This window comes from Aneurinibacillus thermoaerophilus (assembly GCF_900099925.1).
Lineage (GTDB): Bacteria > Bacillota > Bacilli > Aneurinibacillales > Aneurinibacillaceae > Aneurinibacillus > Aneurinibacillus thermoaerophilus.
On sequence record NZ_FNDE01000030.1, the window covers coordinates 1 to 15459 of the forward strand.

Below are 15459 nucleotides of genomic sequence, written 5' to 3' on the forward strand. Positions count from 1 at the left end.
GCCCATCTGTACGCGGCTCAAAGGCCTTTCCATGCCGAACCATGCGGTTCGGCATCCTATCCGGTATTAGCTCCGGTTTCCCGGAGTTATCCCGGTCGTACAGGCAGGTTGCCTACGTGTTACTCACCCGTCCGCCGCTAACCTCAGGAATGCAAGCACTCCATCGGTTCGCTCGACTTGCATGTATTAGGCACGCCGCCAGCGTTCGTCCTGAGCCAGGATCAAACTCTCCAAAAAAGTTGAAGATTGATACGCAAGCTCGTAAGCTAGCTCATAAAGAAAGAATGTTTTTCGGGCCCCATAAAAGTGCCTGAAATCAACTTTGAAGCTGACCTTCACTTTCACGGGATATTTACCTCGCACACAAACGAGTGTCACTGTTCAGTTTTCAAGGAACTTCTTTTATTTCGCCTCTTTTTAGCGGCGACTTTTTTATCTTATTATAACCTAAGATTTTTGTCAACAACTTTTTTTGCTGCTTTTATGTTGATTTCTTGTTGTGTTGTTATGAAAAGGTTCATTATAACAAAGCAAACTTTGAAAGCAAGTTTTTTGCCTCGTTACAGCGACAAGAAATAATCTATCACAGGGTCTTTCTGTATGTCAACACCTTTTATTATTTTTTACTTTTTTAAAAGAAAAAGGGCGGCTTACCACCCTTATTTCCCAACCTGATTAAACATGGATTTTGCAACCTCAATCATTTCTTCTTGCGGCATTTCTCCAGACAATGTATATTCTACTCCATCATGATCCCAGCGTAACGTTTTCTTAGCATCACCAGTCATTATCCCGATGGTGTAGCCCAGGTCTATAGGATCTCCTGTCACAAAGCTTGCAGTCGTTGCCTGAGATTTATTTTCCATAATATTGAAAGAATACGTTCCTTGATACCTTAAAACAATTTGGTAGCCATCTTCATCTTTTACTCTTGTTATTCCTTTTAACGATACGCCCTTAGGAAGATACATCGGCTCAATAAGCCCAAAGCTACTCTCATGCTTTCTGGCAGTAGCATCTGCTACAACCGGCACTGAATCCAAAATTGCCGCCTGCATGTTACGTTCTTTGTCAAAAGCATCTTTATCAAATTTCGGATTTAACTCAAAAGAACTATATTGTACTGTTATCATTGAGTTCATATTGCTGTCCATTACGTCAACGCGTACAGGCTCCAAAGATTTATTTAAAACAATTTTTTGGGTTGTAAGCGAACGATTTTGGTAATCGGCTTTTACTTCAAAAGTGTAGTTTTCTCCTTCACCTTGAAACTTTCTTGCTGTGTCATTTACAATGCTTTTCGCCAACGACTCATACAAATAAACCTGTCCATGCTTTTCAGGCCACTCGCTTTGAAAACGAAAACTTTTGTTCAAATGTGGAGTTAAAACAAAGACTCCTTCCTCATTCCGCAAAATAATCTGCGTAATGTTCCGCTGCTTCGACGTTAAAGCAATCCGATAAAAGTTTGGCTTTTTATACCATACTTCCACTTCATATTCCTGAGGAGTCTTGCCGGTTTGCAGTAAAAGAGATGCTCTAGATTTATACCCTGACATCTTTTCCACTTGTTTCGCTAAATCCCCTGCTACATCTTCGGATGACTTCGAACCGCAACCGACCAGAGCCAGACATAACAGCGATAATAAAACAAACAATGAAAAAACGCGTTTCAAGTTTTCAACTCCTTCGCCTTTTTTTCGACAAAGGAGGGATCCCATGTCAATTTCCTGGGAAATCTGTACGAAATGAGTCGCCTGCAAACGACAGTTTTTGAAGCGCCGGCCCGATCGCGTCGATAATATCGCCCGCCAATGTGGCGTACATCGACTTTGCACCACAAATTTCGCCAGCCAGTCCATGGATAAACACAGCCAACTGAATGCCCGATTCTATATCTTCGGTTTGTGCCAGCATTCCCGCCAGCATTCCTGTCAAAACATCTCCGCTACCGCCTTTGGCAAGTGCAGCGCTTCCCGTCGGGTTTACAAAAATCCTACCATCAGGAGTGGCGATTAAAGTGTATGTTCCTTTTAGTACCACGTAAACCTGGTACTTTTGGGCAAATTCACGCGCATAACCGACCCTGTCTTTTTCAACATCTGCCGTTTTGCATCCGCATAATCTGCCCATTTCTCCCGGATGAGGCGTCAAAATAACCGGACTTTTCTTAGCGCGAAGGATGGAAAGGTCTTCGGAAAGTAAATTCAAAGCGTCAGCATCCAAAATAAGCGGCACATCAACCATGCGAATAATTTCGCTAAGCCACTGATTCCCTCCTGTCCATTTACCTAGACCTGGACCGATAGCCACAACGTCAAATGAAGAAACACGCTGCTTTAAAAAAGCATAACTCCCGCACGCAAAGTGTCCTGATTCAGCCGGCCATTCCCAGAAGACAGGCTCGTTAATTTTACCGGCCACGATTGGCAACGCCGGTTCCGGGATCGCCAACGTTAATAAACCGCAGCCCGTCCTAAGCCCGGCAGCCGCAGAAAGTACAGGTGCTCCTGTCATCTCTTTTGAACCTGCAATTATCAACGCATGACCATACGTTCCTTTGTGTGAAAAGCGCGGACGCTGGGGCAATTTCTTCTGCATTCCTTCAGCCGTAAGCAGTTGATCTTTCAACACAAATTCACTCGTCGCCCGTGAAGGTATAGAGATATCAGCTACTACCAATTCACCAACATAAGCTGCGCCCGGATACAAAAAATGTCCCCACTTCGGAAAAGCGAATGTTACCGTGAGATCGGCTTGAACCGCATGTTGCAACGTTTTCCCTGTATCGCTGTCTACCCCTGTTGGAATATCAACCGCCACTACTTTACTCTCACATTGCTGAAGTTGTTCAATTACAAGAGGATAAGGAGGACGTAACTCTCCTCGTGTGCCTGTTCCTAACAAGGCATCAATAATGACGCGCGCTTCACGCATATCTGCCTTTAGTGCTTCATTTTGTCCTTCCCGCCATTCGCGTATGGTATAACCACAGTTCAGCAACATGTCCACTTGACGTCTGCAATCTTCGCTTCGCTTGTTCTCTTCTCCGAATAACCAAACCGAAACATCGCGCCCTCGGTTCATCAAATGACGTGCAACAACCAATCCATCCCCACCGTTATTTCCGGGCCCTGCAAGAATAACGATGTTGCCGTAAGGCCACCGTTTTTCCACTTCCCTGACGACTGCAACCCCTGCGTTTTCCATGAGAACGAGGCTTGGAATACCGATTTGCTCAATGGTGAACCGGTCAATCTCACGCATCTGCTGTGCGCTCACCACGTACATATCATTCCCTCCTAACCCGCGTTATATATGTATGTCCGGCCATCCGCCGATATGCAGACAAGTCTACCGCTTCTCTAAAATGCACTGGGCAACTGCGTATTGCTCACTATGCGAAATCGATAAATGGCAACAGCATTCGCTGTATCCAGTAATGTCATGAAGGAAACTACTTCTTATTACAACAATCGGTCTTCCCCCATTTTCGGGGATAATTTCTGCATCTCGAAACGAAAAACGTTTACCAATGCCCGTGCCCAGTGCTTTGGCAATCGCTTCTTTTGCCGCATAGCGCCCTGCCACAAATTCAGCTCTTCTTGCTTTCGCTTCCGGTATATACCCAATCTCCCGTTCCGTGAAAATCCGATTCAGAAAGCTTTTTTCTTGCCTTGCAAGAATTTTTCTAATGCGGTCAAGTTCTACAATATCAATGCCCATACCGATAATCATGCGTTCTTCCTTCCCCTCGTTTTTTATCATTATAAGTGATTGCCAGCAAGAACACATCATCTACGCCATGCTCATAACTGAAGCCACAACCACTGCTTCGCTTTTTTACGCTTCGGTGACGGGCAGAAAGGCAAAAGACGTAAAGGAAGCAAAGGCGTATTATTGATCATCAATATCTCTGTTTCTTGCACATTAAAAAAATTGCAGCCAGTCCTTCACTGGACTGGCTGCTTGTAAAAACTAATGTTGTTCTACATATTCGCGGAGAGCGGTGTACAATGCATCCGCCACGCGTTGTTGAAATTCGTCTTTTGCCATTTCCTTCGCTTCCGTCGGGTTGGTAATAAATCCGACTTCAACTAAAACAGCTGGCATTTTTGTATTTTTGATAACATAGAACTTTGCTGTTTTTACTTTTCGATCATAAAACCCGGTAGCTTCTACAAAGTACTTGTGTATTGTTTGGGCGTATTCTTTGCTCTTCTCGGTGTAATAATACGTTTCGGTTCCTTTGGCGCTCGCCGAAGTGGCCGAATTGATATGAACAGAAATGAACAGATCAGCATTTTCCTTGTTTGCCAATTCTACACGTTCTGCCAAGGTGGGATACGTATCTCCCTCGCGCGTCATAATAACCTGAAACTTGGAATCTGCCCGCAATTTGTTAGCCAAACGTTGCGCTATTCCTAGCGTCAAATCTTTCTCCTTTAGGCCGTTACCTCCCGCTCCCGAGTCGGTACCGCCATGGCCCGCATCAACAACAATCTTCACCTTTTCTTTAGAGGACAACCGAGCCACTGGTGGTACAGAAGTCGGTGTATTAACATTGTCTTCGGACGGACTTGTCACAGAACCTTCGCCACCATTAGATGGTTCAATAACAGCCGGAACATCCGGTGATTGCGTTGCTGGGGGGACAGGTACCGGAGGCTGCGGATACTGTACATCTTTCAACCTTACTTGAATGCCATCCTGATTCGAAACCAAGTCATACTTCGCCGAACCGACCAATTCCATCACTACGCGAACTGTATCTGGAGAAAACTGACTATACCGTACTTCTTTTATTGCGGAATTCGCCTCTCCGTTAAGCGGAAGCGGTGACGCAATCGCTAACTGCGCGTTCTGCACATCGATTACAATACGAAACGGTGCTTTCATGACTTGATCTTTTGCTCGGGGCTTTCCAATTGTTTTAATTTCTAATACATTTCCAGATTGGCTAATCCCCGTTACCTTTATTTTAGCTGGTGCTTCCGGCTTTGCTTCCGGCTTCTTGGGCTGCTCCTCCGATGCCGGGCGCTCCGCCTGAGACGTTAGAGTATAGATAGTCTTACTCGCGTTCCAGCTGCCCGTGCCATGAACAAGTTCTGCAAGAAAGGATAACGGCACTGTAATTTTGTTATCAATTTTTTTGTATAAACCCGCAGACACTGTTTTTGCTTCCCCGTCTTTTATAAACACAACCTTATCTTTTTGCGACTTTATAGTATATCCGGTAGATGCAGCAATTTTTTGCGCATCGACAAAATATGTACCGTTATGATTGTATATATCGGCAGCGACAGCTTGTCCATTTATGCGAAGCTGTACAGGATTGTTCAAAATAACGCTTTTCGTCTTTTCTTCCCAGCCGACTTCCATCCCCAACAATTCTCCTACAGCCCGGAAAGGAAGAAACGTCCGATTGCTAATAATAACCGGAGCTACATCAAGTTTTTTATTTGAACTATTCACACGTGCCGTTTTGGAATGAATCGTTAACTCCACTTTTTTGCTGCCATTTGATACGGTCACCCGGCGTGTTTTCGCGTCCCATTCAACTTTCATTCCCATGCCTTCCTGCACAATATAAATCGGTACAAGCATACGGCCGTTTATCAATTGGGGAGGAACATCCGGTTTTATCCGTTTGCCATTCATCCACAATTGAATCGAGGCATTAGAAGCAGCCTGAACGGTAGCAGACCATACGCCTAGCAAAAGAAAAAGAAATATCCCTATCCTCCGCCACGCTTTTTTCATCCATATCCTCTCTTTCTCCATAGTTTTACACTTCTACTCTCGTTTCGACAAATAAACATATTTATTGGAAGCATTTTCTCTCATTGTACTACTTCTTTCTCTAAGATTGAACAATTTTCCCATACAAAAAGGCCGCATGTTTCTAAGATAAAACTTACTTCAATTTCCTTTTTGGATGATTTCCATTAAAGAGAAAAAAGCGCATTAAAAAGTATAAGACTGGAATTAAAAGACAAAGACTTATGATGAACGCAACCACAAGCAAAAGTCCCAACTGTGAGCTGGTAACGCTGGCACGAATCATCAAATATGGGTACAGCAGATAAGGCATATGGGATACTCCATAACCAAAAAATGCGAATCCAAACTGCAACATAACCATAATAAACGCTGTCCCCAGCGCCTGACGCTGGGCGATAAAATAGACAGCAATTACAAAAAAAAGCAAAGAAGCAATAAACATCCAGCTGACGTCAATCATTTGACCAAAATGCCAAGCATTGTGAGCACGTAGTGTTATAAATACAATTACGCTTGCCAGAAGGGTCGGACCGCTCCAAAAGAGTGCGAAACGACGCAACAATTCCATTGCTTCAGTGTTCCCGACCTTATTAGCGTAATACGTAAGAAAACTAGTGCTAATAAACAACACACTAACAATTGCCAGAAGAACTACCGCCCATGAATAAGGACTGGTAAACAGCAAGCCCGGCGTAAATGCCATATATCCTTCTGGTTGCTCCGTAATGAATCCCCCTTCTGAAATCGTAAAAACGGTAGATAAAGATGCGGGAATTAACAGGCCTGTAATTCCGTAAATGAATAAATAACTTAGATTTTCCCGCGCACCAAAATGGGCAAGCGCATAGAAAAATCCGCGTACAACCAATAACATAAGCGCAACGCTCCCTGGTACCAAAAATACTGCGCCATAATAGGTTGCAGCATCTGGGAAGAAACCGATGAGTCCGGCAAAAAAGAAAACAAGAAAAACATTCGCTATCCCCCAGACAGGGGAAAGATAACGGGCAATAATACCATTTATAATATGATCTTTCTTTTTCCACTTTCCGTAAAAAAAGAAGAAGCCGGCACCAAAATCAATGGAGGCAACAATTAAATATCCGTATAAAAACGTCCACAGTACTGAAATCCCAATGGCTTCATACGACATACCGTTTCTCCCTCCCTATTCTAGTGCCTCGCTTTTTGAACTTTAGCCGTATCATACTTTTCTCGAGCAATGGAAAACCTTACCACCTTTTTTTATACCATCTATTCTCCAATCACAATTATAGCAGGAACATCACTTTAAGCGTGGTAAAAACGGCAGTTCTTGATATATTATGCCACCAAATGGCATCAGTCAGGGCAGAAAAAAAGCAGGCGTCCCAAGAAAACACCTGCTTTATGGCTTGCTTTGTGGTTTTTGCGCGTCCGCGGCCGCCGCTTTTGAACTTAAAATCATAATTTCCACTCGGCGGTTTTTAGCTCGGTTTTCCGGCGTATCATTCGGAGCTACCGGGTGATATTCACCGTAACCTGCGCCTGAAAGACGCTCTGGTTTAATCTTATATTCCTCCGCAAGATAACGAACTAGATTCATAGCGCGAGCGGCAGAAAGCTCCCAGTTAGAAGGATATCGTGCGTTATGAATCGGAACATTATCCGTATGCCCCTCAATCCGCAACGGATTGTCGATAGAATTAATAAAATTAAACATATCCTTAATAACCTTCTTCGCTTCCGGTTGCAGCGTAGCATCGCCAATCGCGAACAAAACGGTTCCAGTAATCGTTACGTTAATCCCGTTCTGGTCTATGTTAATTTTCACGTTTTTATCCAAGCCTTTGGCCTGCGTATATTGCTCCATTTTTTCTTTAATTTGTTCAAACCGTTCTTGTTCGGATGGAACTTCGTTCTTTTTCTTTTCCTTCCCTGTATTTATGTTTGCCGAAGAAAGCGCAGCTGAGCCGGGCGCCGGCATTACAAGTGAAGCACCCGATCCTGTTATCTGGCTAAATGATTCCCGCAAAGCCTGGAATTTCTTCGCGTCAACCGCGCTCATAGAAAAAAGAATAAGAAAAACAATAAACAATAAAGTGATAAAGTCAGCATAGGATATCAGCCAACGCTCTAAATTAACATGACTATCATGCTTCTGCCTCTTTCTGAACATGTGCTTCTTCACCGCCCGCCTTTGTATTCCGATGCGCTTCAGAAAGGAAGACAAGCAGCTTCTCACGTAACGCAACCGGGTTCATTCCTTGCTGCACACCAATGATACCTTCAAGGGCGATTGTCAAATAAAGCACTTCATCTTTTGACTTTGCCTTCAACTTCTCGGCAAAGGGAAAGAAGAATAAGTTTGCAAACGCCACCCCATAAAGCGTGGCAAGAAAAGCAGCGCTAATGGATGGCCCCAATGACTCTGGTTCATTCAAATGTGTCATAATCACTACCATATGCATAACGGTTCCCAAAATCCCGATGGTGGGGCAATAACCGCCCGCGTTCTCAAAAATTTTGGCGCCGTGCTGATGGCGAGTTTCCATAGCAGAAATATCATACTCCAGCATTTCTCCTATGATCGATTGATCGACCCCGTCAACCGCACTACGTAATCCTCTTACAATAAAAGGATTATCGATCTTTTCTATCTCCTGCTCAAGCGAAAGCAATCCTTCACGACGTGCCTTCCCTGCCAATTGCTCCATTTGGTTAATCAGGCCCATATAATCCAATTTCTGTTCAGTAAACAGTTTCTTAAAGAGCTTGGGCACTTTTTTCAATTCGCTCGTAGGCAGCGAAAGAATGACCGCTCCCATGGTTCCACCAAGAACCAGTACAAATGAAGACGCGCTCCAGAGGAGATTCAGATTTCCTCCATCATAGAAAAAACCGAACGCCGCAGCGGCTAAAGCTACAAGAATTCCGATAATTGAGGCTAAATCCATTTGACATCCCCTATTTCTCTCGATAGTTCTCTTTTCATTACAATGTTCTTATATATGTATCGGCACAAATGAGACAAAATCAAGACTATTTGAGCAAGATAGGACTAAAGTAAAAAAGAGATTTTTTACCTATCGATATCCGGGGTTTTGACAGCGATACTTCTACCATACGCGAGGATTCGCGAGATAAAAAAATTCCTGCATTTGTTCAGCTAAAATATTACGTCCAATACGCGCCATAGCAAAATTAGCAGCATGCGCCTGAATATCAGGATCGTCCGTATAGACTTCTTCCATGCCCGCTGACGCAAGCAAGCGTTTTAGCATTCTTTTATATTCATACACATCAACACCGCTATTTTTTAAATCCCAATGCCAATAATATTCAAGAGCAAGTACAATCTGATTTTCAATATCTCTGGCATCAGCAAATAAACGCTGTAAAATACGACGAGCAATTTTTTGACGGCGGTACGAGGGAGCCACCTCTAAAGCCCCCATCATTCTAATATAAGGGAGCGCTTTCCAGCGCTCCTCCGAATCAGGGGGCAAAAGTGTGGCATATCCAACAATCTGGTTATGATGGACAGCTGCGGAAATTTGCATAGCTGTCTCTTCCAGCACTCCCCGCAAATATGAACATTGCTCACCCGGCTCACGGAAACAAGCCAAACCTGAATGAAACGGATAAATCAGTTGCTGTGCTGAAAATACTGAAATAAATGTAATCCCCTCATAATCGTTACGCATACTTATTCCCAACTTTCATCTTTATAATTATCAATGGGATACAAGTAATACGGCGGCAAATCATCCACAAGATGATATTCACCGATTTGCTGATCCTCCCACAACACAATGAGAAAAAGTTCGTAAACCGCAAGCACCTGTCCTTGCATCCCGTCAAACCGTTCTACTCGCATTCCTTCACTAAATTGTAAATGCATAATCTTTCCCTCCCTGTCCCCTTTTCATCCTTAACATTTTCAATTTTCTGTTTACTAATGCCGCTCTATTATTTGGTCAAAATTGTTTGCAGAACAAGTTTTTCTGCGACTTGATAGGGAAAAGTCTAGGGTCAAGTACTTTCCGTGACACCAGACTTTCCCTTCCTAGCTAATCAAAGAAAAGCAAAGGAGCAATAAAACTTCAAAAATAAAGGAGATTGGTTCTAAAACTCAGGGATTTAACCATCTTTACAACTCATCAAAACCGTTCTCTTTCGTTACCTTGGCATAAGTGCGGGATTTTCCCTCGAAAAAATCCGTTTTTGTTTGGTTCAGGGCTTCATCTGAGAACGGCCGGATCCACGGCATGCAATTATCCACTCCCTCATACGCTTTCTCAAGCCCCATCATGGACAATCGCTTATTTACAATAAACCGGATATAACGGTCAAATTCTTCAAAATCAATACCTTCGACTCCTGTCAGAACATGACGAGCCCATTTCATTTCCAATTCAACCGCTTGGTGCATTTTGTGATACACAAAGGCGCGGTTTTTCTCTGTATTTAACTCAGGATAATCGTTCAATAGAAGCTGAAACACTTCTCCGAAAAAGAACGTATGCTGAGCCTCGTCCCGCTGAATGTAGCTAATCATCTGACTGGTTCCCAGCATCTTCTGGTGACGAGCCAGATTGTAGAAAAAAGCAAACCCGCTGTAGAAGAAAACTCCTTCCAGAATCATGTCAGCGACAAGCCCCTCGAAGAAAGTCTGAGGACTTTTTTGATCCCGAAAACGCTGGTACATGTCTGCAATGAAAAGATTTCGCTCCAGCAACACCTCGTCATGTTTCCAGTATTCAAATACGTCTTTTTGAGTCTGGTAATCAACCAGGCTGGAGAGCACATAAGAATACGATTGATTGTGAATCACTTCCTGCTGGTTAATAATAGCGGCAATTGCCACCAGAGAGGAATCTGTAAAGTATTGCCCAACATCGGTCACAAAATTGGTCTGCATGCTATCCAAAACAGCCAGAAGCCCGATAATTTTCTTAAAAGCGTCCTGCTCGATCGGTGTCAATTCCGAAAACTGCTGCTTGTCCTTGTTCATCGGAATCTCGGACGGAATCCAGTGGTTGGAAATTAACACCTTGTACAGCTTATACATGGCCGGGTGTCGGATATCATCCCAGTTTAATACCCCAGAACACTTGCCATTAATGATTTTGTTTGACTTGTTTGGAGCGTTTGTCTCAAAAACTTTCTGTTGCTGCAGCATTTCCGTTCCCCTTTCTGCTATTATGTGCAGGCTTCGCACTGATGAATCTCAATCGCACGGCTGCGGATGTAGTAGGTTGTCTTCAATCCCTGTTTCCAGGCCTCCATATGCAACCGTAGTAAATCCCTGGCATGGATGTCAGGACGGACATATAAATTGATACTTTGTCCCTGATCGAGATGACGCTGGCGGGCGGCAGCCTGTTTGATCGACCAGTGCTGATCCAGATGATACGCTCCCTTGTAGTACCACAGTGTGCGAGAAGACAAATCGGGAGCTGGATTGGCAATTTTGTATGTGGTCTTCTCTTCATAAGCGACCGGCTCGAACACTGGATCAACAGAAGCGGTGGAGCCAGCAATCAGCGACGTTGAGCCGGTTGGTGCAATGGCCATCAGATATCCGTTTCGAATGCCGCATACGGCTACTTCTTTCGCGAGTTCTTTCCACTCGGGAGAATCATAACGTCTGCGGACAAAATATTCTCCATTTTCCCACTCGCTGCCTGAAAAGAGCGGATAGGCTCCTTTTTCTTTCGCTAATTCCAGTGAAGCGCGAATGACTAAATAATTGATTCGTTCAAACAACCGATCGTTGAATCTAACCGCCTCTTCACTTTCCCATCTGATTTTATTGACGGCGAGCAGATGATGTAATCCAAAAGCTCCAAGCCCAATGCCTCGATACTTTTTGTTAGTATAGTGGGCCTGTAGAACATCAATCTGATTTACGTCAATCACGTTGTCCAGCATGCGCACCTGAATGGGAATTAATCGTTCCAATACGTTTGCGGGTACCGCACGCCCCAGATTAATGCTGGAAAGATTGCAGACAACAAAATCGCCCGGTATTTTCCGAATCACAATCTCTCCGTCCTGTAACACTTCTTCGCACACCGTTGTAGGAGACATGTTCTCTAGAATTTCCGTACACAAATTGCTGGAGTAAATCATTCCCGCATGTTTATTCGGGTTCGCGCGGTTAACAGTATCCCGGTAGAACATAAACGGAGTTCCCGTTTCCAACTGCGAGATCATGATCCGCTTCATGATTTCTATAGCCGGTACCGTCACACGGCTCAAGCTGGCATTACGGACGCACGCTTCGTAACGTTCGCGAAAGCTGCCTTGCCCCGGCTCCTCATCATAGAAATCCTCCAGAGAAAAGCCCATTACATTGCGAACTTCATGCGGATCAAATAAATAAAATTCCTCTCTGTTTTCTACCGCTTCCATGAAAAGATCAGGGATACACACACCCGTGAAGATGTCATGCGCCCGCAAGCGCTCATCACCGTTGTTCATTTTCAAATCTAAAAAAGCCAGAATATCTTTGTGCCATACATCGAGATAAACAGCAACGCTGCCGTTTCTTGTTCCAAGCTGGTCGACGCTTACCGCCGTGTTGTTCAGTTGGCGAATCCAAGGAATAACCCCGCTCGATTTGTTTTCATAGCCGCGAATGGAAGAGCCACGAGCCCGCACTTTTCCCATATATACGCCGATGCCGCCTCCCATTTTGGACAGCCGGGCAATATCGGTGTTGGAATCGTAGATGCCTTGCAACGAGTCATCAACCGTGTCCACAAAGCAGCTGGAAAGCTGGCCCCCCCTTGCTTTTCCCGCATTCGCCATAGTCGGCGTTGCCACCGTCATATACTGATGACTCAGTGCCCAGTAGGCTTCTTTCACCAGCGCCAATCTTTTTTCTCTGGGTTCTTGCATCATGAGGTGCATAGCAATGATCATAAATCGCTCCTGGGGCAGTTCAAACAGGTTGCCGGTGTAATCCCTGGCCAAATACCGCTCGGCAAGAGTAACAATCCCCAAATAAGTAAATAGCTTATCCTTTTCGGGATCGATCTCTTGTTCCAGTTCCATAATGTCTTCTAAGCGGTAGGCCGTTAGCATCTCCTTTTGATAAATGCCCTTTTCCACTAACTGCTCCAACAGGTCGAGAAAAGAACCATAGGGACGAGAAAGTCTGAATGGGTATGCACGGCTTCGGGCCACTTCGTGATACAGCGCAATGATATATGCTCTAGCTGCAACATAGGTCCATTCCGGCTCCTCTTTAGAGATCAGCTCCGCGGCTGACATGGAAACGATTTTCGCCAGTTCTTGTTCCGTTAGTTCTTTGTGTTTCCCTTTCGCGAACGTACCCCGAATAAGCGCATCCGCATCTAATTGGGGAAAATCACTCAAGATATCGCTGATGAGTGAAGGAACCTGTTTATCCATATCAAAAACAAATGTTTGCAATTCTTCCATCTCCTTTGCGGTAATAAAAAAAGCATCCTCTCCCGTTGGGTATAAGGATGCTTGTAATAGGCAATGAAAAAAGGCATACCTGTGCCTAAGCTTAACGCGCCTAAGAAAGGGCAAACGCCCTCATGACTGATTACACCTCCCCATCCTCGTGGTTCCAACGGTGCTTTCTTTATGGCAGGTCTCCTGGCTTACGGATCATCGCTTCTCTATACCTTCCCATTTCAGTCTTATGAAACAGTGGTGAATCCAAGAGTTGCTCCCCGTTCACAGTGGCGGGACCGCGCCGGACTTTCACCGGTCTTCCCTTTTAAGTGTTTACCTGATCTCTTAGTAAGATAAAAAATCATGCAAACACACCATAAAGCTTACCTATATTTAGTTTTATAAGGAGATTATAACATAATATATTGTGGTTAATAAAGGAACCTTTTGGGCATTTCAGAAGAAAGCAGAACATTCCTTAACTTAAAGCGGCTCCCGGCAAAAACCAGGAGCCTTCCTTCATACAAAACGACTTCGCTTTTTTCTTTTCCACAAGTAATAAATGACAAGCACCGCGCACGCGGCCAAAACAAACGCGTCCCCGTAATGTAAATACGTTTTAATCTCCGCCCAATTCTCACCTAGAATCCAGCCTACATAGGCAAGGGCCGTACACCACATCGTCGTGCCAAGAAAACTATAGACAATAAAACGCAAAAATGGCGCACGTGCCATTCCCATAGGCAAGGAGATAAACGTACGGATAGCCGGAAGCAAGCGAGTAAAGAACCCAACACTATCTCCATGCCGGGCCAACCAGCGCTGCGCACGTCGTACTTCATGCAGCGGGAAGATGAACCTAAGCGGCCCCTCCAACAAATGTCCATAACGATGCCCGATGATATATGCGACAACGCAACCGATCGTGCCTCCAAAGCTTCCCGCCGCAATCGCAAAAACCAGGTCCATCTTGCCTTGAGAAGCCAAAAAACCGGCGAACGGCATAATTAGCTCGCTCGGAATCGGAATACAGGCGCTTTCTAGAAGCATGCCGAGAAACACACCCATATACCCCAGATAGTCGATAATGGCGGTAATCCAGGATCCAATCGTTTCAAGCATTTTTCCCATAAGTCCGTCCCCCTTTATCAACTATCCTATACACAAAATCAGTTTATAGAACCCTTGACCTCTTTGTTTACCTCAGCTTGGCCATCCACCGGATTTTCCAGAAGTTCACGAATGTATTCTTTTGTCCGCTCTGCACGTGGATCGATTACCTGTGCCCCACCAATCGTTTTTTCCCGCAAAATCGTAGAAGGCGGAATTTGTTCCGTCTGTAGATTCTCCAGATCGATTTTATAGGCCAGGTTTGCCAGACGCAACATATCGGTGGAACCCATATTAGTCGTTACATAAGGAGAAATAGCCTCCAGCACACGCGGCACTTTCCAGATACTCGTTCCACTTTTCGCCTTTTCAGCCAAAGCTTTCAAGAATTTACGCTGCCGCTCTGTCCGGCTGAAGTCGCCCATTTTGTCGTGGCGGAAACGCACATATTGCAGCGCTTTACGACCATCCAGGTGCTGATAGCCTTTTTTCAGCAGAATATCATAGTACCCATTATTTTCATACAAATAGTATTCCATGTCTTTTTCAACATACAAATCAACGCCGCCAAGCGCATCCACTACTTTTTCAAACCCTTTAAAATCGGTCACTACATAATATTGAATCGGAAGCCCGGTTAAATTCTCCACCGTCTCAGCCATCAATTCCGGGCCGCCAAGTTCATATGCAGCATTAATCCGGTTTTTTCTATGACCCGGAATTTCTACCCATGAATCGCGCAAAATAGAAAATAGATGCGCTTTTTGAGTTACCGGGTCGATGCTTACTACCATAATTGAATCTGAACGCGTAGACTCCTCATAATCACGCTTGTCCACACCCAACAATAAAATATTGACACGTTCTTTTCCCGTCCATTCCGGAAGCGATGTCGCGGTGCCCGGTTTCTGAATTTTCGTCGTGAAAGAATAAAAAGAATAGGCGTAATACGCACCTAACCCGATTCCGAATAATAACAAAAAAACAAACGTCATTCTTAGAATGGTTTTTAACGTTCTCATGGAATTAACAAAACATCCTTTCTTTACAGTGAGCAAAACACTATTCTTTATTATAGCGCATCAGGATGTTTTATCACTATGTTTAATTTCATGCCATTACACCAGATAGTATTCGCTTATTCTTTTT

At 44.3% G+C, this 15459-nt stretch carries 13 protein-coding genes, 1 rRNA gene and 1 riboswitch; all 14 genes read right to left on the reverse strand.

Annotated elements, in window-relative coordinates; translation table 11 throughout:
* Nucleotides 1–237, reverse strand: a 16S ribosomal RNA gene (locus BLR88_RS13620); the annotation flags it as partial.
* A 422-nt stretch (nt 238–659) separates the two neighbouring features.
* Entirely contained in the window at nt 660–1676 is a 1017-nt protein-coding gene (locus tag BLR88_RS13625) for a DUF4367 domain-containing protein (protein ID WP_057900439.1), read from the reverse strand.
* A 46-nt stretch (nt 1677–1722) separates the two neighbouring features.
* Nucleotides 1723–3291, reverse strand: coding sequence for an NAD(P)H-hydrate dehydratase (locus BLR88_RS13630; protein ID WP_091260911.1), 1569 nt, complete (start codon nt 3289–3291; stop codon nt 1723–1725).
* 63 nt (nt 3292–3354) lie between these two features.
* The gene (acpS, locus tag BLR88_RS13635; protein WP_057899981.1) at nt 3355–3738 is read right to left on the reverse strand and encodes a holo-ACP synthase; all 384 of its coding nucleotides are present in this window, start codon (nt 3736–3738) and stop codon (nt 3355–3357) included.
* 240 nt (nt 3739–3978) lie between these two features.
* A complete protein-coding gene (locus tag BLR88_RS13640) occupies nt 3979–5763 on the reverse strand; it encodes an N-acetylmuramoyl-L-alanine amidase family protein (RefSeq protein ID WP_175493631.1) in 1785 nt (594 codons plus the stop codon).
* A gap of 154 nt (nt 5764–5917) precedes the next feature.
* On the reverse strand, nt 5918–6937 hold the full coding sequence (locus BLR88_RS13645) for a cytochrome d ubiquinol oxidase subunit II (protein ID WP_057899983.1): 1020 nt from the start codon (nt 6935–6937) through the stop codon (nt 5918–5920).
* Between the two features lie 234 nt (nt 6938–7171).
* Nucleotides 7172–7942 (reverse strand): OmpA family protein, encoded by a 771-nt coding sequence (locus BLR88_RS13650; protein ID WP_057899984.1) that lies wholly within the window; start codon nt 7940–7942, stop codon nt 7172–7174.
* Nucleotides 7917–8720, reverse strand: a complete 804-nt coding sequence (locus BLR88_RS13655) for a flagellar motor protein (RefSeq protein ID WP_057899985.1) — start codon at nt 8718–8720, stop codon at nt 7917–7919. The genes BLR88_RS13650 and BLR88_RS13655 overlap by 26 nt, the downstream gene beginning before the upstream one ends.
* A 162-nt stretch (nt 8721–8882) precedes the next feature.
* A complete protein-coding gene (locus BLR88_RS13660) occupies nt 8883–9470 on the reverse strand; it encodes a GNAT family N-acetyltransferase (protein WP_057899986.1) in 588 nt (195 codons plus the stop codon).
* Nucleotides 9471–9472: 2 nt separating this feature from the next.
* Nucleotides 9473–9667: a hypothetical protein gene (locus BLR88_RS13665; protein WP_057899987.1), complete on the reverse strand. Its 195-nt coding sequence runs from the start codon at nt 9665–9667 to the stop codon at nt 9473–9475.
* Between the two features lie 249 nt (nt 9668–9916).
* Nucleotides 9917–10945 carry a ribonucleotide-diphosphate reductase subunit beta gene (locus BLR88_RS13670; protein WP_091260924.1) on the reverse strand — a complete coding sequence of 343 codons (1029 nt, stop codon included), beginning with the start codon at nt 10943–10945 and terminating at the stop codon, nt 9917–9919.
* A gap of 23 nt (nt 10946–10968) precedes the next feature.
* Nucleotides 10969–13188 carry a ribonucleoside-diphosphate reductase subunit alpha gene (locus tag BLR88_RS13675; protein WP_254778322.1) on the reverse strand — a complete coding sequence of 740 codons (2220 nt, stop codon included), beginning with the start codon at nt 13186–13188 and terminating at the stop codon, nt 10969–10971.
* 186 nt (nt 13189–13374) lie between these two features.
* Nucleotides 13375–13594: riboswitch (cobalamin riboswitch) on the reverse strand.
* A gap of 125 nt (nt 13595–13719) precedes the next feature.
* Nucleotides 13720–14331, reverse strand: coding sequence for a DedA family protein (locus tag BLR88_RS13680; RefSeq protein WP_057899989.1), 612 nt, complete (start codon nt 14329–14331; stop codon nt 13720–13722).
* A 38-nt stretch (nt 14332–14369) separates the two neighbouring features.
* Nucleotides 14370–15332 carry an LCP family protein gene (locus tag BLR88_RS13685; protein WP_057899990.1) on the reverse strand — a complete coding sequence of 321 codons (963 nt, stop codon included), beginning with the start codon at nt 15330–15332 and terminating at the stop codon, nt 14370–14372.
* Nucleotides 15333–15459 lie beyond the last annotated feature (127 nt).

Coding starts and splice junctions, on each gene's coding strand:
- BLR88_RS13630 (WP_091260911.1), bottom strand. CDS start 3,291: ATGTACGTGGTGAGCGCACAGCAGATGCGTGAGATTGACCGGTTCACC.
- acpS (WP_057899981.1), bottom strand. CDS start 3,738: ATGATTATCGGTATGGGCATTGATATTGTAGAACTTGACCGCATTAGA.
- BLR88_RS13640 (WP_175493631.1), bottom strand. CDS start 5,763: ATGAAAAAAGCGTGGCGGAGGATAGGGATATTTCTTTTTCTTTTGCTA.
- BLR88_RS13645 (WP_057899983.1), bottom strand. CDS start 6,937: ATGTCGTATGAAGCCATTGGGATTTCAGTACTGTGGACGTTTTTATAC.
- BLR88_RS13650 (WP_057899984.1), bottom strand. CDS start 7,942: ATGTTCAGAAAGAGGCAGAAGCATGATAGTCATGTTAATTTAGAGCGT.
- BLR88_RS13655 (WP_057899985.1), bottom strand. CDS start 8,720: ATGGATTTAGCCTCAATTATCGGAATTCTTGTAGCTTTAGCCGCTGCG.
- BLR88_RS13660 (WP_057899986.1), bottom strand. CDS start 9,470: ATGCGTAACGATTATGAGGGGATTACATTTATTTCAGTATTTTCAGCA.
- BLR88_RS13665 (WP_057899987.1), bottom strand. CDS start 9,667: ATGCATTTACAATTTAGTGAAGGAATGCGAGTAGAACGGTTTGACGGG.
- BLR88_RS13675 (WP_254778322.1), bottom strand. CDS start 13,188: ATGGATAAACAGGTTCCTTCACTCATCAGCGATATCTTGAGTGATTTT.
- BLR88_RS13680 (WP_057899989.1), bottom strand. CDS start 14,331: ATGGGAAAAATGCTTGAAACGATTGGATCCTGGATTACCGCCATTATC.
- BLR88_RS13685 (WP_057899990.1), bottom strand. CDS start 15,332: ATGAGAACGTTAAAAACCATTCTAAGAATGACGTTTGTTTTTTTGTTA.